The 24,216-nt window shown below is 68.2% G+C and carries 20 protein-coding genes and 1 tRNA gene; 7 read left to right on the top strand and 14 right to left on the bottom strand.

Annotation, left to right across the window (positions count from 1 at the left end; translation table 11 throughout):
* Positions 1 to 90: 90 nt before the first annotated feature.
* A complete protein-coding gene (gene ppsA / locus U1F38_RS06290) occupies positions 91 to 2,484 on the bottom strand; it encodes a phosphoenolpyruvate synthase (protein WP_409986202.1) in 2,394 nt (797 codons plus the stop codon).
* A gap of 201 nt (positions 2,485 to 2,685) precedes the next feature.
* On the opposite strand from ppsA, the gene U1F38_RS06285 reads away from it, so the two are divergent.
* Positions 2,686 to 3,507 carry a pyruvate, water dikinase regulatory protein gene (locus U1F38_RS06285; RefSeq protein WP_409986201.1) on the top strand — a complete coding sequence of 274 codons (822 nt, stop codon included), beginning with the start codon at positions 2,686 to 2,688 and terminating at the stop codon, positions 3,505 to 3,507.
* A 252-nt stretch (positions 3,508 to 3,759) separates the two neighbouring features.
* On the opposite strand, the gene U1F38_RS06280 is transcribed toward U1F38_RS06285, so the two are convergent.
* The gene (locus tag U1F38_RS06280) at positions 3,760 to 4,167 is read right to left on the bottom strand and encodes a heme-binding protein (RefSeq protein WP_409986200.1); all 408 of its coding nucleotides are present in this window, start codon (positions 4,165 to 4,167) and stop codon (positions 3,760 to 3,762) included.
* A 238-nt stretch (positions 4,168 to 4,405) separates the two neighbouring features.
* Between U1F38_RS06280 and U1F38_RS06275 the strand changes: the two genes are divergently transcribed.
* The 3 genes from U1F38_RS06275 (at position 4,406) to U1F38_RS06265 (ending at position 6,424) form a co-directional block, all read left to right on the top strand.
* Positions 4,406 to 5,107 (top strand): Bax inhibitor-1 family protein, encoded by a 702-nt coding sequence (locus U1F38_RS06275; protein WP_409986199.1) that lies wholly within the window; start codon positions 4,406 to 4,408, stop codon positions 5,105 to 5,107.
* Positions 5,108 to 5,200: 93 nt separating this feature from the next.
* Positions 5,201 to 5,276 (top strand) — tRNA-His (locus tag U1F38_RS06270).
* Between the two features lie 479 nt (positions 5,277 to 5,755).
* On the top strand, positions 5,756 to 6,424 hold the full coding sequence (locus U1F38_RS06265) for an IPTL-CTERM sorting domain-containing protein (protein WP_409986198.1): 669 nt from the start codon (positions 5,756 to 5,758) through the stop codon (positions 6,422 to 6,424).
* A 631-nt stretch (positions 6,425 to 7,055) separates the two neighbouring features.
* Here U1F38_RS06265 and U1F38_RS06260 read toward each other — a convergent pair.
* Positions 7,056 to 7,319 (bottom strand): hypothetical protein, encoded by a 264-nt coding sequence (locus U1F38_RS06260; RefSeq protein ID WP_409986197.1) that lies wholly within the window; start codon positions 7,317 to 7,319, stop codon positions 7,056 to 7,058.
* 163 nt (positions 7,320 to 7,482) lie between these two features.
* On the bottom strand, positions 7,483 to 8,574 hold the full coding sequence (locus U1F38_RS06255; RefSeq protein ID WP_409986196.1) for a glycosyltransferase: 1,092 nt from the start codon (positions 8,572 to 8,574) through the stop codon (positions 7,483 to 7,485).
* A 26-nt stretch (positions 8,575 to 8,600) separates the two neighbouring features.
* Between U1F38_RS06255 and nth the strand changes: the two genes are divergently transcribed.
* Positions 8,601 to 9,239, top strand: a complete 639-nt coding sequence (gene nth, locus U1F38_RS06250) for an endonuclease III (RefSeq protein WP_409986195.1) — start codon at positions 8,601 to 8,603, stop codon at positions 9,237 to 9,239.
* 91 nt (positions 9,240 to 9,330) lie between these two features.
* Here nth and U1F38_RS06245 read toward each other — a convergent pair whose 3' ends face one another.
* From U1F38_RS06245 to U1F38_RS06205, 9 genes are all read right to left on the bottom strand, one after another.
* Positions 9,331 to 10,203 carry an HpcH/HpaI aldolase/citrate lyase family protein gene (locus U1F38_RS06245; RefSeq protein ID WP_409986194.1) on the bottom strand — a complete coding sequence of 291 codons (873 nt, stop codon included), beginning with the start codon at positions 10,201 to 10,203 and terminating at the stop codon, positions 9,331 to 9,333.
* 14 nt (positions 10,204 to 10,217) lie between these two features.
* Positions 10,218 to 11,213 (bottom strand): tripartite tricarboxylate transporter substrate-binding protein, encoded by a 996-nt coding sequence (locus tag U1F38_RS06240; protein ID WP_409986193.1) that lies wholly within the window; start codon positions 11,211 to 11,213, stop codon positions 10,218 to 10,220.
* A gap of 45 nt (positions 11,214 to 11,258) precedes the next feature.
* Positions 11,259 to 12,632 (bottom strand): MmgE/PrpD family protein, encoded by a 1,374-nt coding sequence (locus U1F38_RS06235; protein ID WP_409986192.1) that lies wholly within the window; start codon positions 12,630 to 12,632, stop codon positions 11,259 to 11,261.
* A 191-nt stretch (positions 12,633 to 12,823) separates the two neighbouring features.
* On the bottom strand, positions 12,824 to 14,023 hold the full coding sequence (locus U1F38_RS06230; RefSeq protein ID WP_409986191.1) for a CaiB/BaiF CoA transferase family protein: 1,200 nt from the start codon (positions 14,021 to 14,023) through the stop codon (positions 12,824 to 12,826).
* Positions 14,024 to 14,217: 194 nt separating this feature from the next.
* Positions 14,218 to 15,384, bottom strand: coding sequence for an acyl-CoA dehydrogenase family protein (locus U1F38_RS06225; protein WP_409986190.1), 1,167 nt, complete (start codon positions 15,382 to 15,384; stop codon positions 14,218 to 14,220).
* Between the two features lie 71 nt (positions 15,385 to 15,455).
* Complete coding sequence (locus tag U1F38_RS06220) at positions 15,456 to 16,433, bottom strand: MaoC family dehydratase N-terminal domain-containing protein (protein ID WP_409986477.1); 978 nt, start codon at positions 16,431 to 16,433, stop codon at positions 15,456 to 15,458.
* A 150-nt stretch (positions 16,434 to 16,583) separates the two neighbouring features.
* Positions 16,584 to 17,498: a LysR substrate-binding domain-containing protein gene (locus tag U1F38_RS06215; protein ID WP_409986189.1), complete on the bottom strand. Its 915-nt coding sequence runs from the start codon at positions 17,496 to 17,498 to the stop codon at positions 16,584 to 16,586.
* Between the two features lie 64 nt (positions 17,499 to 17,562).
* Entirely contained in the window at positions 17,563 to 19,005 is a 1,443-nt protein-coding gene (locus U1F38_RS06210; RefSeq protein ID WP_409986188.1) for an efflux transporter outer membrane subunit, read from the bottom strand.
* Between the two features lie 29 nt (positions 19,006 to 19,034).
* Positions 19,035 to 19,811 carry an ion channel gene (locus tag U1F38_RS06205; RefSeq protein WP_409986187.1) on the bottom strand — a complete coding sequence of 259 codons (777 nt, stop codon included), beginning with the start codon at positions 19,809 to 19,811 and terminating at the stop codon, positions 19,035 to 19,037.
* Positions 19,812 to 19,964: 153 nt separating this feature from the next.
* Between U1F38_RS06205 and U1F38_RS06200 the strand changes: the two genes are divergently transcribed.
* Complete coding sequence (locus U1F38_RS06200) at positions 19,965 to 20,309, top strand: YXWGXW repeat-containing protein (RefSeq protein ID WP_409986186.1); 345 nt, start codon at positions 19,965 to 19,967, stop codon at positions 20,307 to 20,309.
* A gap of 58 nt (positions 20,310 to 20,367) precedes the next feature.
* Positions 20,368 to 20,712 carry a hypothetical protein gene (locus U1F38_RS06195; protein WP_409986185.1) on the top strand — a complete coding sequence of 115 codons (345 nt, stop codon included), beginning with the start codon at positions 20,368 to 20,370 and terminating at the stop codon, positions 20,710 to 20,712.
* Between the two features lie 19 nt (positions 20,713 to 20,731).
* Here U1F38_RS06195 and U1F38_RS06190 read toward each other — a convergent pair whose 3' ends face one another.
* The gene (locus U1F38_RS06190; RefSeq protein WP_409986184.1) at positions 20,732 to 23,974 is read right to left on the bottom strand and encodes an efflux RND transporter permease subunit; all 3,243 of its coding nucleotides are present in this window, start codon (positions 23,972 to 23,974) and stop codon (positions 20,732 to 20,734) included.
* Between the last annotated feature and the right edge of the window lie 242 nt (positions 23,975 to 24,216).

Raw genomic sequence — 24,216 nt, 5'->3', positions numbered from 1 at the left:
CTGCGCAGGTCTGGACAGACCGAAGAGCCGCCGCCTCTGGCGGCGAGCACCGGGCATGCCATCGCGCAGCGAGTGGAGACTGGGGGTGCTTCATGTTTTCGCCAGCAGCGTCCAGGTGTCGATCACGCTGTCGGGGTTGAGCGAGATCGAGGCGATGCCTTCGTCCGCCAGCCAGCGGGCAAAGTCCGGGTGGTCGCTGGGGCCCTGGCCGCAGATGCCGACGTACTTGCCCTCGGCCTTGCAGGCGGCAATGGCCATGCCGAGCAAGGCCTTGACCGCCGGGTCGCGCTCGTCGAAGTCGTGCGCCAACAGCTCCATCCCGCTGTCGCGGTCCAGCCCCAGCGTGAGCTGCGTGAGGTCGTTGGAGCCGATCGAAAAGCCGTCGAAATGCTGCAGGAACTGCTCGGCCAGCACGGCGTTGCTGGGCAGCTCGCACATCATCACCACCTTCAGGTCGTTGACACCGCGCTTGAGACCTTTTTCGGCCAGCAGCGCGACCACGCGCGCGGCCTGCTCCACGGTGCGCACGAAGGGCACCATCACCTGCACGTTGACAAGGCCCATCTCGTCGCGCACGCGCTTGATGGCCTCGCACTCCATGGCAAAGGCTTCGCGGAAGTCCTCGCTGATGTAGCGCGCGGCGCCGCGAAAGCCCAGCATGGGGTTTTCTTCCTCGGGCTCGTAGCGGCTGCCGCCGATCAGCTTGCGGTATTCGTTGCTCTTGAAGTCCGAGAGGCGCACGATCACCGGCTTGGGCCAGAAGGCCGCCGCGATGGTGGCCACGCCCTCGGCCACCTTGTCCACGTAAAAGGCTCGCGGGCTGGCATGACCGCGCGCCACGCTCTCCACCGCTTTTTTCAAGTCGGCATCGACCTGCGGGTAGTCCAGGATGGCCTTGGGGTGCACGCCGATGTTGTTGTTGATGATGAACTCCAGCCGCGCCAGGCCCACCCCCTCGTTGGGCAGCTGGGCGAAGTCGAAGGCGAGCTGTGGGTTGCCCACGTTCATCATGATCTTGGTGGCAATCGCCGGCATGGCGCCGCGCTTGACCTCGGTCACCTCGGTGTCCAGCAGGCCGTCGTAGATGCGACCGGTGTCGCCCTCGGCGCAGCTGACGGTCACCAGCGTGCCGTTGGCGAGCGTTTCGGTGGCGTCGCCGCAGCCCACCACGGCCGGGATGCCCAGCTCGCGCGCGATGATGGCGGCGTGGCAGGTGCGCCCGCCGCGGTTGGTGACGATGGCGCTGGCGCGCTTCATCACCGGCTCCCAGTTGGGATCGGTCATGTCGGTGACCAGCACGTCGCCGGCCTGCACCTGGTCCATCTCGCTGATGTTGTGCACGATCCGCACCGGGCCGGTGCCGATCTTCTGGCCGATGGCACGGCCTTCGGCCAAAACGGTACTGCTGCCCTTGAGCTTGTAGCGGTGCTCGGTCTTGCCATGGGCCTGGCTCTTCACCGTCTCGGGGCGCGCCTGCAGGATGTAGAGCTGCCCGTCCTGGCCGTCCTTGCCCCACTCGATGTCCATGGGACGGCCGTAATGCTGCTCGATCACCAGCGCGTATTGGGCCAGCTGCTGCACTTCGGCGTCGGTGAGCGAATAGCGGTTGCGTTGCTCGGCCGGCACGTCGATGGTCTTGACCAGCTTGCCAGTGGCGGCCTTTTCCTCGGGCGTGGCAAACACCATCTGGATCAGCTTGCTGCCCAGGTTGCGGCGGATCAGTGCCTTGTGGCCGGCCTTGAGCATGGGCTTGTGCACGTAGAACTCGTCCGGGTTGACGGCGCCCTGCACCACCGTCTCGCCCAGGCCGTAGCTGCTGGTGATGAACACCACCTGGTCGAAGCCGCTTTCGGTGTCGATGGTGAACATCACGCCGGCGGCGCCCCGGTCGCTGCGCACCATGCGCTGCACGCCGGCCGACAGCGCCACCACGTCGTGCGCAAAGCCCTTGTGCACGCGGTAGCTGATGGCGCGGTCGTTGTAGAGGCTGGCAAACACCTCCTTCATCTTGTGCAGCACGTCATCGACGCCCACCACGTTCAAAAACGTCTCCTGCTGGCCGGCAAACGAGGCGTCGGGCAAGTCCTCGGCCGTGGCCGAGCTGCGCACGGCAAAGCTGGCCTGGGCGTTGCCCGCCGACAGGTTGGCAAAGGCCTCGCGCACGGCCTTTTCCAGGTCGGCCGGAAAGGGCTGGGCCTCGACCCAGGCGCGGATTTCGGCGCCCGCCTCGGCCAGCGCGCGCACGTCGTCCACGTCGAGCGCGGCCAGCCGCTGGCTGATGCGCTCGGCCAGGCCCTGGTGCTTGAGAAACTCGCGAAACGCGTGCGCCGTGGTGGCAAAGCCGGTAGGCACGCGCACCCCCTGGGGCAGCTGGGAAATCATCTCGCCGAGGCTGGCGTTCTTGCCGCCGACCGCCTCGACGTCGGTCATCCTGAGTTGTTCAAAGGGCACGACCAGGGCGGCCGGTGCAAAGCGTTCGGACATGGGAAAACTCCAGAGTTTGAAAACCGGGGCGCGCGGCAGCACCAAAGGCGGGCGCGGCGCAAAAAGACGGGGGTGCGCAGACGGGACGGCTGAAGCATCAGCGGCCCTCTTGCGGTGCGCGGCATGCGGATTCGCATAATGGGCGCCATTCTAGAGATATGGGCACCGGCCGCCCTGGCCGCCCGCCGCCACAGACCCGCCATGACCCACCGCACGGTTTTCTATGTCTCCGACGGCACCGGCATCACCGCCGAGACCTTTGGCAACGCCATCCTGGCGCAGTTCGAGATCACCCCGCGCCACGTGCGCCTGCCCTTCACCGACACGCCCGACAAGGCCCACCAGGTGGTGCGCCAGATCAACCACGTTCACCAAGTGGAGGGCCAGCGGCCGATCGTCTTCACCACCCTGGTCGATCCGCAGATGCTGGCCATCCTGCGCGAGGGCTGCAAGGGCATGCTGCTGGACATGTTCGGCACCTTCGTGCAACCCATCGAGGCCGAGCTGGGCATCAAAAGCCTGCACCGCGTGGGGCGCTTTTCGGACATCAGCCGCAACCAGGCCTATCACGACCGCATTGAGGCCATCAACTTCAGCCTGCAGCACGACGACGGCCAGAGCCACCGCGACCTGGCCGGCGCCGACGTGATCCTGGTGGGCGTCAGCCGCAGCGGCAAGACCCCCACCAGCCTGTACCTGGCCATGCAGTTCGGGCTGAAGGCGGCCAACTACCCGCTGATCCCCGAGGACTTCGAGCGGCGCCAGCTGCCGCCCGCGCTGACGCCGTGGCGCAAGAAGATCTTCGGGCTGACCATCGCACCCGAGCGCCTGGCCGAGATCCGTGCCGAGCGCCGCCCGAACTCGCGCTACGCCGCGCTGGACAACTGCCGCATGGAGGTGGCCGAGGCCGAGGCCATGATGCGCCGCGCCGGCATCCGCTGGCTGTCCACCACCACCAAGTCGATCGAGGAAATCGCCACCACCATCTTGCAGGAGGTGCGCCCCGAACGGCTGAATTACTGAGGCGGTGTGAACGAACCCCTCAGGCCCGCCTTGGGCGCCAAAGACCCGCCCGCTCCGCGGTGCAAATGCTCGCCGCGGCCCGGGCTGCATCTGCGCCCTGCGTCTTGATCGGACAGGTTTCGGCGATCCTTTCGGACACTCGCCATTCACTCACGCCGTCCGAACCTTCGGCATCCGGTTGGCAACTATCAAACCAATAGCTGCCGGCGCTTGCTGGACAAGCGTCACAGCCATATTTTTCATGCAGCGCCGTTACAGGCCCAGTGCCGCCACGCCGGCGCGCGCCACCTGCGCATCCTCGGGGGCCTTCACGCCGCTCACGCCGACCGCGCCGATGCACTGGCCGTCCTTCATGATCGGCACGCCGCCTTCCATCAGGCCGTCGAGCACCGGCACGGACAGGAACGCCGTGCGACCGCCGTTGATCATGTCCTCGAAACCCTTGCTCTCGCGCCGGCCCAGCGCCGAGCTGCGCGCCTTGGCCGGCGCCACGTGCGCGCTCATCGGCGCGGCGCCGTCCAGGCGCTGCAGGTGCAGCAGCGCACCGCCGTCATCCACGATGGCGATCGTCACCGGCCAGGCGTTCTTGTGCGCCTCGGCCTCGGCCGCCGCGGCAATCATCTTGACGTCGGCCGCTTCGAGTACAAATTTCGTTTTCATGCTTGATCCAGGAAACCGGCTGCATTTGCCCCATCGGCCGCGCAGCCCATGCGGCTTTTGCCATGGATTGTATACAGATATCGGAATAACCTCCGGGAAAACCCGCGGATTCAAGCGCACCCATTGGCGTATCGCCCAAAGGCGAGGGAATTTCTGCGATCCGCAAGACTCTACGTACAATGAAGCTCAATGGCCGCCGCGGTGGCAGCCTCAGGCCCGATCCAAGGAGATTTGACCGATGAACGACCGTCTACCCGCATTTACCCAATACGGCAGCGCCCCCGACACAGGCGCAGTGCAAGCGCAGCGCAACAAAGTCCTGCGCAACACCTACTGGCTGCTGGCCCTCAGCCTCATCCCCACCGTGCTGGGCGCCTGGATGGGCGTGGCCACCGGCATCACGCTGGGCCTGGGCGGCGGCCTGGGGCTCGTCGTCTTTCTGGGCGGCGCCTTCGGCTTCATGTTCGCCATCGAGAAAACCAAGAATTCGGCCGCCGGCGTGCCGGTGCTGCTGGCCTTCACCTTCTTCATGGGCCTGATGCTCTCGCGCATGATCGCCATGGTGCTGGGCTTCAAGAACGGCAGCGAGCTGGTGATGACCGCCATGGGCGGCACGGCCGGCGTGTTCTTTGTCATGGCCAGCCTGTCCACCTTCATCAAGCGCGACCTGTCGGGCATGGGCAAGTGGCTGTTCGTCGGCGCCCTGATCATCATTGCCGGCGCCATCATCAACGTGTTCGTCGGCTCCACCGCCGGCATGATGGTGATCAGCACCCTGTGCGTGGGCGTGTTCAGCCTGTACATGCTGTATGACTTGAAGCGCATCATCGACGGCGGCGAGACCAACTACATCAGCGCCACCCTGGCCCTGTACCTGGACCTGTTCAACGTCTTCCAGGGCCTGCTGGCCCTGCTGGGACTGGGCGGCAGCAGCGACTGAGCGGCCTGCCCCCAAGCCTTCCAAGCCCCGTCCGCGGGGCTTTTTCATGGCCATCGCCGGCACGGGAGCGGCTATAATCTTGGGCTTGACGTGGTGGCTGTAGCTCAGTTGGTAGAGTCCCAGATTGTGATTCTGGTCGTCGTGGGTTCGAGTCCCATCAGCCACCCCACCCTTTCCCCGAAAGCCCGCTTCCTCATCGAAGCGGGCTTTTTTCTTGGCCGCGCGACGGGGCGCAGGCACTCCGAAACGCTGCCAAGCCGATAGTGAGTGGTCAATTCGAGACACCCGCATCCCTTGCCCAATTATTTAGTTTTGTTTGAATTTTACAAGGCAGATTGGGCGTGATTCGCCCAATGAAGTAAAAATAAGTTCTAATTTAAGACTCGTCAGCAACGAATGATCGATTGCAACCGTGAAATTTCGCACGGTTTACAAATTGACCAATTCAGTCTAGAGCCGTTACATTTCCTCAAGTGACAACATCATTGTCCCTAAAAGGGGAGGCCGTCAACATGAATCGATCCAAGCGGCGCGGCGCCTTGCCGCGCTGGCCGATTGCAGGGGTATGCCTGCTGCTCGCCACCGCCGTGGCACACGCCCGATTACGTGGTGCCAGCGGGCGCCAGCTTCGGGCTCGGGGGCGGCTCGATGGACCTCGGATGCACCGACGTCATCGTCGATGGCGCCTTTGACCTGCAAGGCGGCTCGCTCACCAACGTGCGGCATGTGCAGATCGGCGCCGCGGGCAGCTTGGCGCTGGGCAGCGGTTCCGTCAACCTGGCCGGCAACTGGAGCAATGGCGGCGCGCTGAATGCGGGCACCGGTACCGTCAGCATTGTCGACAACGCTGCCTGCGCCACAAGTTCGGTCGTCAGCGGCAACAGCAGCTTCCACGCGTTCAGCATCACCAGCACCACTGGCAAGCTGGTGCAATTCACCGCCGGCAGCGTACAGACCGTGCAGTCGGCCCTGACGCTGACAGGTGCTGCCGGCACTCCGTTGCGCATCGAATCCACCACGCCGGCCAGCGTGAGCGCCGACATCAATTTGCTCACTGGAGGCACGCAGAACCTGGCCAACCTGGCCGTGCGCGGCATGAGCGCCAGCGGCCAGTGGCTGGCAGCCGGCCAGACCAATCAGGGCGCCGGCCCGGTCAACCGTTGGTTCGGCACCCCCACCCCGCCGGGCGGCATCGCTCCCGTGCCCACCCTATCGCAATGGACGCTGATGGGCATGGCGCTCGCGCTGGGCGCGCTCGCCGCTCGCCAACGCCGTACCCGAAAAACACACACCCCCACAGGAAGGAAGTCGTCATGAAGCAGCGTTTTTATCTCCACGGCCTGGCCGCGGCAGCAGGTATTACCCTGGCTGCAGCCGCCACGCCCGCCCTGGCGGCGGACGTGACCATCACCCCGCCCGCCGGCGGCGGCGTGGTCGTGAATGGCCCGGTTTCCATGCCCGGCGTGCCGGGCAGCGCCCAGCAAACCGCCAACGTAGTCTGCATGGCCGCCGGCGGCGCACTGGGGCCGTGCCCGTCGACGTATGGGGCGACCGGGCCGACCGGAGCCACGGGTGCAACGGGCCCGACCGGAGCCATAGGCGCAACGGGGCCGTCCGGAGCCACAGGCGCAACGGGGCCGTCCGGAGCCACGGGCGCAACGGGAGCGACTGGTGCGGCCGGAGCAACGGGAGCGACTGGTGCGGCCGGAGCAACGGGAGCGACTGGTGCGGCCGGACCGATCGGGGCGATAGGCCCTGCGGGGCCTGCTGGGCCTGCAGGTGCACAAGGTCCTGCTGGGCCTGCAGGTGCACAAGGTCCTGCTGGACCTGCAGGCGCACAAGGTCCTGCTGGGCCTGCAGGTGCACAAGGTCCTGCTGGGCCTGCCGGGTTCTCGGTCAGCCTTGCTGGCGGAGGGACCAGCACTCAAGCGCGAGGCACGACTCAATATTACCGCTTGCAGGGTACTTCAGCTCCGAACAACTCATCCACCAACAACCAGAACACGATCGGCGTCGCAGGCGTCCTGAGCAATTTCACGGCAACGGCATCAGGCAATCTCCCGGGCAGCTCTCCTGCGACCGTGACCGTGCGCAACAACAATACGGCCACGTCGATCACCTGCACAATCAATGCTGGTTCAAACTCTTGCACCGCCGCCGGGACAGTCAGTTTTGTGGCGGGCGACAAAATCAACGTATCCGTGTCATACACCGACGGCGGCGGTGGCGGCGGTGGGACAGCTCGGACTTTCAGCTGGACTGGCTACTATGGCAACGTCCCCGCGCTGCCAACGATCATCAACTGATTCAAGGCAAGACATTCACCAGGGCGCTGCGGCGCCCTTTTTTGTGCGCGCACAGTGGCAGCGGCTGGCTCACGGGTCATAAAACCCCGCATTGGCCCGCACCCTTGCCCGCACCTCGTCCGGCAGGGCGTCGATCCGCTCCATCAGGCGCCGCATGGCGGCGTGGCCAGCGGTCTTCAACTCGGGTGAGCGGGCGTAGAAACCGCTGACGGCCAGTTCGTCGAGCGCGCGCCAGTCATACACCGCGGGCTCGACAAACAGGCGATCGGCCGGGCGCGGCATGGCGACGGCCCACTGGGCGACGAGGGCCGCCAGGGCGTGCTGCTGGCGCTCGCGGTGGTGGCGCGCCAGTTCCACCAGCGGCTCGGCGCGGGTGGGGCGCGCCTCGAAGGCGGCCAGGTAGGCCGCCTGCACTTCGGCGGGCGGGCCTTGCAGGCGGTCGAGCAGCTTTGCGGCCTGGTACAGGGCGTGCCAGGCTTCCTCGTCCCAGCCCCCCATGGCGGCGCGGCGCAAGTACATCGTGCGCGCTTCGTCCAGACGGCCTGCGTCACGCAGGCTCTGCGCCAGGTAATAGACGTTGCGCGCGTTGTCCGGCTGCTCTGCCAACGCAGCTTGCAGCACGGCGATGTCTTTCAGATACGTGTCGGGATCGTGCGCTCGGGCGCCGTCGTGGTGCACGACGATTCGCGGCTGAACCAGTGCGGCCAATTGGTGCGCCGGTGTGCTGGCCAAGTATTCGTGCAGCACGCCCTCCCAGCGCCAAACCAGGCGCGTGGCCACCAGCGCGCAGCGGGCGTAGACGATGCCGGCGTAGTGGCAGGGCAGTTCATACGCGTCGTCCGCAAGCCGCGGCCAAGCAAAGTCGGCGGGGGCGTCAAACCACTCATCGGCGTCGATAAAAAGCAGGTAGTCGCAACCCTGGGCGTGGGCCAGTTGCAAGGCCTCGGTGCGATTGTGGCCAAAGTTTTTCCACGGCCGCTCGTGCAGGGTGCCGGGAATACCTGCCATCAGGGCGCGAATCGTGCCCTGCGTGCCATCGCTGGAGCCGGTGTCGACGATGCACCAGGCGTCGATCAGCGGGCGCGCCGAGGCCAGGCAGCGCTCGATGACGTGCGCCTCGTTCTTGACGATCATGTTCAGGCAGATGGTCGGACGGTTCATGCCCCGATTCTTGCAAAATCCGGCGCATGAACGCCCAACAGATCGACCGCTTCTTTGCCACCCTGAAAGCCGCCAACCCGCTGCCCGCCAGCGAGCTGGAGTACACCAGCGTGTTCGAGCTGCTCACCGCCGTGCTGCTGTCGGCGCAGGCGACCGACGTGGGGGTGAACAAGGCCACGCGGCGGCTCTTTCCCGTCGCCAACACGCCCCAGAAGATCATTGACCTGGGCATGGAGGGCCTGGAGGGCTACATCAAGACCATCGGCCTGTACCGCAGCAAGGCCCGGCACTTGATGCAGACCTGCCGCATCCTGGTCGAGCGCCACGGCGGCGAAGTGCCGCGCACGCGGGAAGAACTGGAGCAACTGCCCGGCGTGGGCCGCAAGACCGCCAACGTGGTGCTGAACGTGGCCTTTGGCGAGCCGACTTGTGCCGTGGACACGCACATCTTTCGCGTCGCCAACCGCACCGGCCTGGCGACGGGCAAGACGCCGCTGGCGGTCGAGCAAAAGCTGCTCGCGCGCGTGCCCGCCGCCTACCTGTCGCACGCGCACCATTGGCTGATCCTGCACGGGCGCTACGTGTGCGTGGCGCGCACGCCGCGCTGCTGGCAGTGCGCGGTGGCGGACTGCTGCGACTACACGCCCAAGACGCCGGCGCCGTGAACACGCAGCGCCGCAGTCCGCCGCGTTCTTGAACAAAACATGGCGTCAGCGCCCACCCATCAGGCGCAAGCAGCTATATTATTGATAGTATTCAATTCCCCCCGCCGGCGCGTTGCCGCGCCCACGCATGGCGGCGCAGCGTGTCTTCGGCGCGCTTGAGCACGGGCGCATCGACCATGCGGCCGTCAAGCACGCACACGCCCCCGCCCGTCTCGCGCAAGGCCTGCTGCACGCGCAGCGCCTGCGCCACGGCGGCTTCGTCGGGGTCGAACACGGCATGCAGCGGCGCCACCTGCGCGGGGTGGATGCACAGCTTGCCGCCAAAGCCCATGCGGTGGGCGCGCTCGGCGTCGTGCGTCATGCGCCCGGGTTCACGCGTGTTCACCGTCACGCCGTCGATCGGCGCGGCTTGCCCGGCGCGGCGCGCGGCCAGCACCAGGGCCATGCGCATCGGCAGCAGCTCGGCTTCGTCGTCACCGCAGGCGATGCCGGCATCGACCTGAAAGTCCAGGTGGCCAAAGGCCAGGCGCGCCACCTGCGGCGCGCTGGCCAGCGTGTCGACGGCGTCCAGGCCGGCCACGCTTTCGACCAGCGGCAGCAACGCGGCCTGCACACCGGCCGCCTGGGCCGCGGCCTGCAGCGTGGCCGCGCTTTCGGCCTTGGGGACGACGGCGCCAGCACAGCCCTGCGCCACCAACGCCGCCAGCGCACGCAGGTCATCGGCAAACCAGGGCGTGCCCTCGGCGTTGATGCGCACCAGCAGGCGCGCGCGCTGGGCCGCGTCCAGCGGCGCCACGGCCTGCGCCAGCGCGGCGCGGGCGGCCGCCTTGTCAGCGGGCGCCACGGCGTCCTCCCAGTCGGCGATCACCACGTCGGCGCCGCTGGCCAGGGCCTTGGGCAGGCGCTCGGGATGCGTGGCGGGGACGAACAGGAAAGAGCAGGCTTGGCGCACCAGATGGGACATGGATGCCGTCCTGGTCAATCCGCGGTGACCCCGGCCGCCTTGATGAGCTTGCCCCAGCGCGCCGTCTCGCTTTGCAGCAAGGTGTGCAGGCTCTCGGGCGTGGCCTTGTCGGGCGAGACCAGGTCGGAGCTGAGCTCGGTGATGCGCTTCTTGACGTTGGCGTCTTTCAGCGCCACGTTCAGCGCCTGGTTCAGCTTGTCGATCACTTCCTTGGGCGTGCCCTTGGGCGCGTACATGCCGTGCCACACCTTCAGATCGAACCCCTTCAGGCCCTGCTCGTCCAGCGTGGGGATGCCCGGCATGGACGACAGGCGCTGCAGCGTGGTCACGCCAAACACCTTGACGCGCTTGCCGTCGGCGATCACCGGCGCGGTTTGCGTGGTCTGGTCGCACAGCAGGTCCACCTGGCCGCCCATCAGGTCGTTCATGGCCGGGCCGGCGCCCTTGTAGGGCACGGTGGTCAGCTTGACGCCGACCTGGTGCATGAACAGCATGCCGCACAGCTGCGACACGGCGCCGGTGCCCGCGTTGGCCAGGGTCACCTTGTCCTGGTTCTTCTTCACGTAGTCCAGCAGCTCGGGGAAGGTGTTGGCCGAAAAGTCCTTGCGCGACAGCAAGGTCATGGGCACGTCCAGCACCTGGCCGATGTACTCGAAATCCTTGAGCGGGTCGTAGGGCAGCTTCTTGTACAGCGCGGGCGCGGTGGCCATGCCCATGTGGTGGATCAGGATGGTGTAGCCGTCTGGCTTGGCGCGGGCCACGCGGGCGGGCGCAATGGTGCCGCCCGCGCCGACGGTGTTGTCCACGATCACCGTCTGCCCCAGCGACTGGCCCATGGGTATGGCCAGCACGCGCGCCACCACGTCGGTGGGGCCGCCGGCGCTGTAGGGCACGACCAGGGTGATGGGCTTGTCGGGCCAGGCGGCTTGGGCGGGGCCGGTCAGTCCCAAGGCCAGCAAAGCGCAGGCACCGGCGATGCCGCGGCGGGTGTTGAGAGAGGATGACTTCATGCGTTTGACTCCTGTGTTGCGAACGCGAAAAAAATGGTGAAGGCGCTATGCGCCTTCGGCGAGAAGATGGCCCACGCGCGGCCACTGCGCCACCTGCCACAGCGCGGTGACGGCGCGCTGGGCCTGGGCTGTGCTTACCGCGCCGCCATAGGCCGCCAGGCGCAGCGCCTTGGCTTCTATTTCTTCGCGCGAGAGGGTGTTGCCGGGGTCGCCCTTGGGCTCATCGACGCGGCCATGCAGCTCGCGTCCATCGGTGGTAGTGACGGTGACCTTGCCGATCCAGCGCTGCGGGTATGCGGCGTCCACCTCGGGGTCGAGCACCATGCTGACCTTCTCGCGCAGGGCCACGGTGTCCGGTGCCAGGTAGTCGGTGTCGAACTCGGTCAAACCTGCATGACCAAAGCGCGCGGCCAGGGCCAGCACCGTGCCCATCGAGAATTTGCTCTGGTGCACGGTGGCGGGCGAGACCACGGGGCCGAGCACGTCGATGGCGCCCTGGTGCACATGGCAGGTGACCTGGGCGATGTCGGTGGGCGCCAGGCCGTGCGCGCGCATCACCTGCAAGAGGGCGTCGGCGGCGGGGTGGGTGTGGCGGCAGGAGGCGTGCCATTTGAAACTCGTCTCGGCCGTGGCCCAGCGGGTGCCAAGGCCGTCGGTGAGCTTGGCCGGGTTGGCGTCGGTGGACATGCCCGCCGCCAGGCCCTGGGGGCCGGTGAAGATGTCCTGCGCGCCGGTGAAGCCGTCTTGCGCCAGATAGGCCGCCATCAGGCCCGCGCTGGCGGCATGGGCCGTGTGCAGCTGCTTGCTGTCGGCGGCGGTGCGCAAAAATTCCCACAGCCCCGCCGACTGCGTACCGGCCGAGCCGAAGGCGTGCTGCATCTGCGCCGGCGTGAGGTGCAGCAAACGCCCCACGGCGGCGGCGGCGGCCAGCGTGCCGGCCGTGGCCGTGGTGTGGAAGATGCGGTAATGGCTGCGGCCCAGGAACTCGCCCACGCGAATGCCCACCTCGTAACCCGCCACGCAGGCCGCCATCAGCTCGGCGCCGCTGGCGCCAATGCTCTGCGCCACGGCCAGCGCCGGCGGAAAGACCACGGCCGCCGGGTGGAACACCGAGCCGTTGTGCACGTCGTCTTGCTCGGCCACATGGGACGCGGCGGCATTGGCCAGCGCCGCCATCATGGGCGAGCTGGTGGCGCCGTGGCCTATGACTTCACTCGGCCCTTGTGCGGGCCCCTGCGACAGCGCAAAGCGCGTGATGCTGGCCACAGGCCGCGCCTTGCAGCCGGCGAGCACCGAGCCGAACCAGTCCACCCACAGGTCTTCGGTGCGGCGCTGCACGGGCCCGGGTACATCGCTCCATTGGAGCTGGGCGGCGAACTGGGCCAGGGGGTGGATGGTGGCTTGGGTTTCTTGCTTCATTTGGGGCTCCGGGGTATTGGTTTTCACTCCTTCCCCCACTGGGGCTGAGGGCTGCGGCTCCAGTTCCGCCAGTGCGGAACTGGACAGCCTGAAGAGCGGCGGCGTCTCGCCGCCAGCACCGAGGCTGGGATGGGGGCTGGTGCGCCAGCATCGTGTTGGCCTCGGGGCGCGAGCGTCGCTGGCCCCCACCCCTACCCTCCCCCAAAGGGGGAGGGAGAAATTCCAGCGATCTGCTCCGCCGTCCACCCCAGCTCCGCCAGGATGGCCGCGTTGTGCTGGCCCACGGCGGGCACCGCGTCCATGCGGTAATCAAAGGCGCTGTTCACGCCCGGCGGCAGCAGGGCCGGCACCTCGCCGGCCGGCGTGGCCACCTGGCGCCAGCGATTGCGCGCCTTGAGCTGCGGGTGCGCCCACAGCCCCGCCATGTCGTTCACGCGGGCGTTGGCTATTGCCGCCGCGTCCAGGCGCTCCACCACCTGGGCGGCGGTCATGGATGCAAAGATCTCCAGGATCAGCTTTTCCAGCTCGGCGCGGTGCTGGTTGCGCAGGGCGTTGGAGCAGAAGCGCTCATCCACCGCCACCTCGGGCTGCTCTAGCACGCCGTCGCAGAAGGCCTGCCATTCGCGCTCGTTCTGCAGGCCCAGCATCACGGTGCCGATTTCTCCCACATCCTTGCCGGCCTTGAACGGCCCATAGGGGTAGATGCTGGCGTGCGATGCGCCGGTGCGCGGTGGTGGCGGCGCGCCTTCAAACGCGTAGTACAGCGGATAGCCCATCCACTCGCCCATGGCCTCGAGCATCGACACGTCGATCTGGCTGCCCTGGCCCGTCTTGCCGCGCAGCAGCAGGGCCGAGAGGATGTTGGTGTAGGCGTACATGCCGGCGGCGATGTCGGCCACCGAGATGCCGGATTTGCTGGGCGTCTCGGGCGTGCCGGTGACGGACAGAAAGCCCGCCTCGCTCTGGATCAGCAGGTCATAGGCCTTCTTGTCGCGGTACGGGCCGTCGGCGCCGTAGCCGCTGATGTCGCAGACGATCAGCTTCGGGTTGTGTTCTTTCAGCGCCTCGTAGGACAGCCCCATGCGCGCGCTTGCTCCGGGCGCCAGGTTCTGCACCAGCACGTCGGCCGTCTTCAACAACTGCAATAGCGCGGCCTTGGCCTGAGGCTGCTTGACGTCCAGCGCCAGGCTTTCCTTGCTGCGGTTGATCCAGGTGAAGTGGGACGACTGGCCGCGCACGCGCTGGTCGTAGCCGCGCGCAAAGTCGCCGCTGCCGGGGCGCTCGACCTTGATCACGCGCGCGCCCAGGTCGGCGAGCTGGCGCGTGCAGAAAGGGGCGGCGACGGCATGTTCTAGAGAGACGACGGTGATGCCGTCGAGGGGTCGGGGCATGGATGACTCCGTTTCATCAAAACAGCCGGACGCAGAGGACGCAAAAAGAACGCAAAGGACGCAAAAAATTCAAGCATTGAATGAAGGATTGAAAACACGCATGGCGTTGCCGATACGCTCATGCAAATGATTTTTTGCGTCTTTTGCGAAACCTTTGCGTCCTCTGCGTCCGGCTGCTTGAGGTTTGCCTTCATTCAGAACGATCGCGGCAGCCCCAGCAGGTGCTCGGCCACGTAGGAATAGATCAGGTTGGTCGAGATCGGCGCCACCTGGTACAGCCGTGTCTCGCGGAACTTGCGTTCCACGTCGTATTCGCAGGCAAAGCCGAAGCCGCCGTGGAACTGCAGGCAGGCATTGGCCGCCTCCCACGACGCCTTGGCCGCCAGGTACTTGGCCATGTTGGCCTGGGCGCCCATGGGTTCGTGCTTGTCGAACAGCTCGCAGGCCTTCCAGCGCATCAGGTTGGCGGCCTCGACCTCGATGAAGGCGTCGGCGATGGGGAACTGCACGCCCTGGTTCTGGCCTATGGGGCGGCCGAACACCTGGCGGTCGCGCACATAGTTGGTCACGCGATCCAGGAACCAGTAGCCGTCGCCAATGCACTCGGCTGCGATCAGCGTGCGCTCGGCGTTCAGGCCGTCCAGGATGTACTTGAAGCCCTTGCCTTCCTCGCCGATCAGGTTCTCCTCGGGGATCTCCAGGTCCTCGAAGAACAGCTCGTTGGTCTCGTGGTTCACCATGTTCAGGATGGGGCGCACCGTCATGCCGCTCTTCTCGGCTTCGCGCAGGTCCACCATGAAGATGGACATGCCCTCGCTCTTCTTCGTCACCTCGGCCAGCGGCGTGGTGCGCGCCAGCAAAATCATCCAGTCGCTGTGCTGGATGCGGCTGATCCAGACCTTCTGGCCGTTGACCACGTAGCGGCCGTCCTTCTTCACGGCCGTGGTCTTGATTTTGGTGGTGTCGGTGCCGGTGCTGGGCTCGGTCACGCCCATGGATTGCAGGCGCCATTCGCCGGAGGCGATCTTCGGCAGGTACTTTTCTTTTTGCGCCTGGCTGCCATGGCGCAGCAGCGTGCCCATGTTGTACATTTGGCCGTGGCAGGCGCCGCTGTTGCCGCCGGCGCGGTTGATCTCTTCCATGATCACGCTGGCCTCGGTCAGCCCCAGGCCGCTGCCGCCGTACTCATGCGGGATCAGCGCGGCCATCCAGCCGGCTTTGGTGAGGGCGTCAACAAACTCGGCCGGGTAGGCGCGCTGCTCGTCCACCTTGCGGAAGTACTCGTCGGGGAACTCGGCGCACAGCGCGCGGATGGCGTCGCGGATCTCGTGGTGGTTGTCGGAGCCGGTGTGTTGGATCATGGTGGTCTTTCTATGGTTTTGGCCTCTGTCGTCCGTCCATCAAGCGCCGACAGCTATTGATAAAGGAGTGATCAGGCCAGCGTGGCCTGGCCCTGCATGGTCAGCCAGCCCTCGTGGTCCTGGGCCCACAGCTCCACGGTCTTGCCGTCGGGGCTGGGCCTGCCGTGCACGCTGAACGGGTGCAGGTCGAAGGTCGGCCGCACGGCGCGGAATTCAAAGCGCGCCACCTGCGCCTGCGGCAGCTGGCGGCGCAGCAGGTCCAGCAGCAGCGTGGCGATCAGCGGGCCATGCACGATCAGGCCGGGATAGCCCTCGACCTCGGTCACGTACTTGCGGTCGTAGTGGATGCGGTGGTCGTTGAAGGTCAGGGCCGAGTAGCGAAACAGCAGCACGTCATCGGGCACGATGGTGCGCGACCAGGCAGCCTGGCCGGCCAGCGGCGGCTTTTGCGGCGCGGGCGCGGCCTCGCCACTGAGCGGCGACGGGCCGCCCCGAGCCGCGAGAGCCCCCTCGGGGGGCAGCGAGGACACGCCAGTGCCGAGCGTGGGGGCCCGGTGCGCGGCAGAGCGATAGACGATGTCGTGCTCCTCGGTCAGCGACAGGCCGTTGGCGTTGGACAGGCGGTGCCGCACCAGCACGAACAGCAGCTCGCCCGTGCGGCCGGCCTTGTGCTTGACGGACTCTATGGTGGACTGGCGCTGCACCTGCTGGCCCACGCGCAGCGGGTTGGACGCTTCCCATGACAGGCGCCCGCCCGCCCACATGCGCCGTGGCAGCGGCACGGGCGGCAGAAAGCCGCCGCGCCGGGGGTGGCCGTCGGGCCCGATCTCACTGGCGCGGGCATGCGGCAGAAAGTACAGCCAGTGCCACAGCGGCGGCACGGCGGTGCCGGGCGCGGGCGCGGGGTCATCCCGGTCCAGCGTGGCCGACAGCGCGGCCAGGGGCACGGCCGTGATGCTGTCGTGCAGGGTTTCGCTCTTGCCCTGCCAGGTCTGCAGGTGGGCCAAGGCGGCAGCGTCGAGCATGGGCGTTTGCGTCATGCCCGCGATCTTCGGCGCTGGCGCCTCGCGGCGCAATCGCTGTTTTTGAAAGCACCTCTTTCGCGGTGGTGAAGTGCCGCTGCCAGGCCGCTCCGTGGCGTGCAGCCAGGGCCGGGACCGGGATCAGGAACCAGCGCGCGGCGGCGGGCGCCGACAGGGTCACTGCGGCGCGGACTGCCCCTGCGCATCGTCCACCAGCAGCGCCACCAGCTCCTGCGCAAAGCTGGGCAGCGCCTCCAGGCTGCGCACGCAGATCTGCATTTCGCGCACCGACCAGGCGTCCGTCAGCGGCACGAGGGCGATGGCCATGGCGTGGGCGTGGCGGCTGGCGGCGGACTCGGGCAGCACTCCCACGCCCACGCCCGACTCGATCATGCGGCAGGCGGTCTCGAAGTTGCCGACCTGGATGCGCAGCCGGATCGGGCGATGCAACTGGTCGCTGGCCTGGCGCAGAAAAGCATGCAGGGCACTGGCTTCGTTCAAGCCCACGTGGTCGAACTCCAGCGTGTCCGCAAACTCGATCTGCCGGCGCCTTTGCAGCGCATGGCCGCGCGGCACCACCAGCACCAGGCGGTCGCGCCGGTACGGCAGGGTCTGCAGGTTCTCGGTGCGCACCAGGCCGGCCACGATGCCGATGTCGGTCTGCCCCTCGGTCACGGCGCGCACGATGTCGTGCGACAGGCGCTCGCGCAGATCGATGTTCACGTCCGGGTGCAGGCGCAGAAACTGGCGCAGCACCGGCGGCAGAAACTCGCCCAGCGAGGTGGTGTTGGCGAACACCCGTACATGCCCCTTGATGCCGCGCACGTACTCCTGCATGTCGCCGCGCAGGTGTTCGAGCTGGCTGAGCACCGTGCGCGCGTGCGTCACCAAGGCCTGGCCCGGCGGCGTCAGCGTCACGCCCTGGCTGGTGCGGTACAGCAGCTTGGTGCCGATGCCCTCCTCCAGGTTCTTGATGCGCGTGCTGGCCGCCGGCAGCGAGATGAAGGACAGCTCGGCGCCGCGCGTCATGCTGTTGGCGTCGGCGATGTGCACCATCAGGCGCAGATCCACCAAGTCGAAGTGCATGGGCATGCGCCCGATTGTAGAAAGCCGCCCGAACTGGCCCCGCGCCGCGCGGGAATCGTTCAGCGGTTTGCTATGACGCGGCCACGCCCCACGGCGCCTGCCAGCCGCCGCCCATGGCCTGCACCAGGGCCACCGCCGCCTGCTGGCGCTGCACCTGCAGTTGCAGCACGCTGCGGCGCGCCGACAAGGAGGTGGCCTGGGACGTGACCACGTCGGTATAGGCCGACAGCCCCGCCTGGTAGCTGTTCAGGATGCGCTGCTCGGCGCCGGCGGCGGCCTCGGCGGCGGCGCGCGCGTGCTCGATCTGCTGGCTCAGCGCGGCCATGGCGTTGAGCTGGCCATCGACCTGGCCGAGCGCGGTCAGCACGCTCTGGCGGTAGCTGGCGGTCGCCGCTTGCTGCGCGGCACGCGCCTGATCGAGCGCGGCGTCGCGCGCGCCGGCGTCGAACAGGGTTTGCGCCAGCGTCGCGCCCAGTGACCACGCCAGCGTGGGCGCCGAGGCCAGCGTCGCCAGGCTGCCGGCCTTGCCGCCCAGGCCGGCGCTGAGGTTGAGGCTGGGAAAGTAGGCCGCGCGTGCGGCGCCGATGTTGGCGTTGGCCGCCGCCACCGCGCGCTCGCTGGACGCCACGTCGGGGCGGCGCAGCAGCAGCTCCGAGGGCATGGTCAGCGGCAGCACGGGCACCGCGGCCGACCACGGGGCGGGCGCCAGCGCGAACTGCGCCGGCGGCTCGCCCACCAGCAGGGCAATGGCCTGCTCGCTGCTGTTGCGGCTGCCCGCCAGCGCCGCGCGGCTGCTCCGTGCGTTGGCCAGCGTGCTTTGCGCCTGCAGCAGGTCGGTGTGGGCGGCCACCCCGGCGCTGTAGCGGTTTTGCGTGATGGTCACGGCCCGCTCATAGCCGGTGATGATGTCGTCCAGCAGTTGCAGCTCGGCGTCGGCCTCGCGCACGCCAAAGTAGGCATTGGCCAGGCTGCCCTGGGCCGCCAGCCGCGCGGCTGCCAGGTCGGCCCGGCTGGCCTGCACCCTGGCGCCCTGCGCCTGCACGGCATCGGCCAGGCGGCCCCACAGGTCGGGCGCCCAGCTGGCGCCGGCCTGCAGGGTGCCGCTGCCCGCGGACGGTCGTCCGCTGCGCTGCGCGCCCAGCTGCACGTCCAGCGTGGGCCATTGCTGGGCCTGCGCCTGGCGCAGCAGCGCCTCGGCCTGCGCCACGTTGGCCAGGGCCAGCGCCAGATTCTGGTTGCCGATTTCGATGCGCCCCATCAGCGCATCCAGCGCCGCGTCGTCGAACAGCGCCCACCAGCGCCCTTCCTGCCAGTCCTTGGGCGCGTCGGCGGTGCTGATCCAGCCGGGTGGCGGCGCGCTCTTCCAGGCCGCCGACACCGGCGCCGTCGGTCGGGCGTCGGGAGCCTGGCCGGCGCAGGCGCCCAGCAGCAACGCCAGTGCCAGCACGGCGGCGCGATGCACCGGGGCTTGAAGGGGCCCGGCCAGACGGGTGGGAGTGTGCGAACGTGCCATGGCGGTGGGGGGCGAACTCTGAGCCCGGATTATTGCGACTTGCCGCCCGGCAACCTGCGCCCGGCTGCGCGCCGCCCGTGGGCGAGGTGCAGGCCGATCAGGCGCGCCACCAGGGTGGCCGGAAACAGCTGGCCGATGACGGCTTCCAGGTTGGCCAGGCCGCGCGCCAGCGGATGGAGCGGCTTGAGGTCGCCCCAGCCGGTGGAGGTGATGGTGCTGAGGCTGAAGTAGGTCAGGTCGGCCGCGCGCTTGTCGGGCATGTCGATCAGGCTGAGCGGTGACAAGCCGCTGATGGCGCTGGGATGCAGCAGCACGATCAGGCTGAAGACGTTGGCGAACAGGGCAGCCAGGTTCAAGTAGATCAGGATCGCCCCCAGCACCCGGTCGGCGCCCACGCGGCCGGGGCCGAAGACGTAGCGCCCCACCAGCGCCGTGACCGTGAGGTTGAAGACCGCGACGATCCAGGTCAACCATTCGTGCTGGCGCACCAGGGTGTGATAGCTCCCGGCATGCCCGGCCAGGGCGGGAATGGCGATCATTGCGACCAGCCCCGCCACCAGCAACGCGCGCACCAGCCGGTTGCGCGTGAACACGCGAATGCAGACGCCGGCAAAGGCCAGCCGGCACAGGTCGGCCAGCACCAGGCCCGACAGATGAGAGGCCGCCAGCGGCACGGCCACGAACAGCGTGAAGGCTTGCGCCAGCAGCAGCACCAGCAGGCTGCGCCCCGTCACCTGCCGCCAGACGCGAGGCGGCCGGGGCGCCGGTGCGGCGGATGGGGACAGCGGACGAAAGGCAAAGGGCATGGGAAATGGCGAGCCTGGTGAGCATGACGGCTCGGTTTCAAGGATCGCCATCGGGCGGGCAAAGTTTCGTAAAGCGCGTCAGCGCCCCGCGTGCCAAGCCGTTGGATCGCTGAAAGCGCGCTTCGCAACGACGCTTTCAGCAAGGAGAACACCATGCGATTTTCACTCCCCTCCTCGCGCGGCGCGCCGCTGGCACTGGCGACCGTGCTGTGCGCCGGCCTGCTGGGCACGACGGCGCCCGCGCAGGCGCGTCCGACCATCGTGGTCAACGCCATCGTGGCCCCGGTGCCGCCGCCACCGCTGCAAGCCGAGCTGGTCCCGGCGGCGCCCTTCGTCAGCGCCGTGTGGGTGCCCGGCCACTGGTTCTGGGAGCGTGGCCGTTACGTGTGGCTGCCGGGGCACTACGCCTACCCGCGCCAAGGCATGCACTGGGTGCCTGCGCACTGGCGCCCCTACCGCGGCGGCTGGAGCCTCGTCGCCGGGCACTGGGCGCGTTGACGGCACACCGAAACGGCGTCATTCCCACATCCCCGTGAAACCCAAAAAGGAATTCACCATGAACCCCCCTGTTCGAACCTTCTTCGGCGCTGGCGCCGTGTTGGCCGCTGGCCTGCTGATGAGCGGCTGCGCCGTCGTGCCGGCCCCCGTGCCCGTGGCGGTCGCCGCGGGTGACGTGTATGCGCCCGCCGCGCCGCCGCCGCCGCAGGTCGAGGTGATTCCGCCGGTGCCCTTCGTCGGCGCAGTGTGGGTGGGCGGCTACTGGAACTGGTATGGCGGGCGGCACGTGTGGGTGCCCGGCCGCTACGTGCGCCCCAATCCCGGCTATCACTGGCAACCGCACCACTGGGAGCAGCGCCCGGGCGGTGGCTGGTGGTTGCGCGGTGGCGCATGGGTGCGCTGAGCAACGCACCGCACGGTGCTCAACGCATCACGGCATGAGCCAATTTCGCCTCGCCGGCTCGGCGCCGGCGCAGCTTGTCCAGCAGCACATAGACCACCGGCGTGGTCAGCAGCGTGAGCAGCTGGCTGGCGATCAGTCCGCCGACGATGGTCACGCCCAGGGGCTGGCGCAGCTCGGCCCCCTGGCCGAAGCCGATGGCCAGCGGCAGCGCGCCCAGGCCCGCGGCCAGCGTGGTCATCAGGATCGGGCGAAAGCGCAGCAGGCAGGCTTCGCGCACGGCCTGCACGGCCGAAAGGCCGCGCGCGCGTTCGGCCTCGAGCGCGAAGTCGATGATCAGGATGGCGTTTTTCTTGACGATGCCGATCAGCAGAAACACGCCAATCAGCGCCATGATCGAAAACTCCATCTTGAACAGCAGCAGCGCCAGCACGGCGCCAAAGCCGGCGCTGGGCAGGGTGGTTAGCACGGTGATGGGGTGGATCAGGCTCTCGTACAACATGCCCAGCACGATGTAGATCACGACGATGGCCGCGACGATCAGCAGGCCCTGCTGCGACTGCGTTTGCTGCGCCTGCGCCGCCGCGCCCGAGAACTCCCCGCGCACGTTGTTGGGCATGCCAATGGCATCCACGCCGTCCAGCACCGCCTGGCGCCCCTGCTCGATCGACACGCCGTCGGCCAGGTTGAAGGACAGGGTGGCCGACAGCTCGCCGCCGTCGTGAAACACCGAGGTGGGCACCGCGCGCTCGCTGACGCGGGCAAAGGCCGACAGCGGCACCATGGCGGCCGGGCTGACCGAGATGGGCTGGCCGGTGGACGCGCTGCGCAGCGCCGGGTTGGCCGAGCTGCCACCGGTGGTGGGCGTGGTGGCCGTGGCGCTGCGCGCGGCCGGCACATGGACATCGCCCAGGGCCACGGGCGAGAGCGCGTAGCGCTGCGCCCACTCCATCACCACGGTGTACTGGTTCAGGTCGGTGTAGACGTTGGCCACCTGGCGCTGGCCGAAGGCGTTGTACAGCGCTGCGTCGATGCTTGAAAGCGCCACCCCCAGACTGGCGGCCTTGCTGCGATCGACCTGCACGTATGTCTCCACGCCGTTGTCGCTCTGATCGTTGTCGACGTCGGTCAGGCGTTCGTCCTGCGCCAGGCGCGCCGACAGCTTGAGCGTCCAGTCCTTCAGGTCGGCCGCGTTGTCCGCCTTGAGCGTGTACTGGTAGGTGCTGTTGCTGCTGCGCCCGCCCATGCGCAGCTCCTGCACCGGGTTGAGGAACACGCGCAGCCCCGTGATGCCGGCCAGTTGCGGGCGCAGCCGGTTGATGACGCTGCGCGTGGTCTCGCCCTTGGCGCGCTCCCTGGCGGGTTTGAGCGCCGCCGACAGAAAGCCCCCGCCCGCGCTGCGCCCGCCGGCAAAGGCCACCACGGTGCCCACCGACGGGTCGGCGCGGATGATGTCCACCGCCTGCTGCAACTTGTCGGCCATGGCGGACGACGAGATGCTCTGGTCGGCGCGCAGGCCGCCGATCAGCTGGCCGTTGTCCTGCTCGGGAAAGAAGCCCTTGGTGATGGCCGAAAACAGGTAGCCGTTCAACCCGACCACCACCAGCAACACGCCGATCACCACCCAGGGCGCGGACAGCGCCCAGTCCAGCGAGTGCGTGTAGGTGCGCACCAGCTGCTGCTCGCCGCCGCGCAGCCAGCCGCCCAGGCGCGCGCGCAGCCGCCCCGCCAGGCTGCGCCGGGGCGGCGCGGCAGCGGCATCGGCGCCTGCCGCATGGCGCGGCAGCAGCAGTGCGCACAGCATGGGCGTGGTGGTGAGCGAGATGACCAGCGAGATCATCACGGCACTGGAGAGCGTGACGGCAAACTCGCGAAACAGCCGCCCGGGCTGGCCGCCCATGAACAGGAGCGGGATGAACACCGCGATCAGCGACACGCTGATGGTGAGCACCGTGAAGCCCACTTCCCTGGCACCGTCCAGCGCCGCGCGCAGGCGCGAGCGGCCCATCTCGAGGTGGCGCGAGATGTTCTCCAGCACCACGATGGCGTCGTCCACCACGAAACCGGTGGCCACGGTGAGCGCCATCAGCGTCAGGTTGTTGAGCGAAAAACCCAGCGCAAACATCACGCCAAAGGTGCCCAGCAGCGACACCACGGTGGCCACCGCCGGGATCAGCGCCGCGCGCAGGTTGCGCAGGAACAGGCCCACCACCGCCACCACCAGCAGCACCGCGATCACCAGCGTGATCTCGACCTCGCGCACCGAGGAGCGCACCGAGCCGGTGCGGTCGATGGCGACCTGAAGGTTGATGTCGGCCGGCAGCTGCGCGCGCAGGCTGGGCAGCAGCGCGTCGATGGCGTCGGCCGTGGCGATCAGGTTGGCGTCGGGCTGCTGCGTGATGTTGACCACGATGGCCGGCTGGCCGTTGAACATGCCGCGCGTGCGCGTGTCCTGCACGCCGTCGATCACGCGCGCCACCTGGCTCAGGCGCACCTCGGCGCCGTCGCGCATGCCGATGATCAGGTTGCGGTAGTCAGCCGCGCGCAGGCGCGGCGTGGGCGTGAGCACCTGCAGCGCGCGCCCGTCCTGGGCGCCGCCCAGCTCGACCACGCCCTTGGGCCGCAAGGCGCTGCTGGCCTGCAGCGCGGCGCGCACGTCATCGCCGCTGATGCCCAGATCGGCCAGCGCGAACGGATCCAGCTCCACCCGCACGGCCGGCTGCGAGCCGCCACCCAGTGTCACGTCGCCCACGCCCGGCACCTGCAGCAGGCGCTGGTTGATGATGTTGTTGACGGCGTCGTAGATCTGCCCCGGCGTGCGCGTGCTGGACGTGAGCGCCAGGATCATGAAGGGCTGCGCCGCGGGGTTGGCCTTGCGATAGGTCGGGTTGCTGCGCAGGTTGGCCGGCATGTCGATGCGCGCGGCATTGATGGCCGCCTGCACGTCGCGCGCGGCGCTGTCGATGTCGCGGTTGAGGTCGAACTGCAGCACCACCCGCGCCGAACCGGTGCTGCTGGAGCTGGTCATCTCGTTGACCCCGGCGATGGTGCCCAGCGTGCGCTCCAGCGGCGTGGCCACGGTGCGCGCCATGTCGGCCGGACTGGCACCGGCCATGTTGGCGCTGACGAAGATGACCGGAAAGTCCACCGCCGGCAGCCGCGCCACCGGCAGGCCGAAGAACGCCCCGATGCCGGCCAGCGCCAGACCGAGCGTGAGCAGCACGGTGGCGATGGGGCGCTGGATGAAGGGGCGCGAGAGGTTCATGCGACATCCCCTGCCTTGCGCCCGCGCCCCTGCCGTGCTCCCTCACCCCTCTGGGGCTGGGGTGAGGGGCCGCTGGTGTTTGAGTCGATGGCCGTTGTTTGAAGTGCAGATGGTTCTACATGCTCTCGCTGGCCGGGATATGCGCCCGGCGGCGCACCTACTTTTCTTTGCTTCGCCAAAGAAAAGTAGGCAAAAGAAAGGCGACCCCACTGGCCGTGTCCCTTCGCTTCGCTGCGGGCAGC

The sequence above is a fragment of the Ottowia sp. genome, assembly GCF_046348305.1.
Taxonomy (GTDB): Bacteria; Pseudomonadota; Gammaproteobacteria; order Burkholderiales; family Burkholderiaceae_C; genus Ottowia.
Note: the sequence above shows the minus strand (reverse complement) of the source record. Positions and strands in the feature narration are given on the sequence as shown.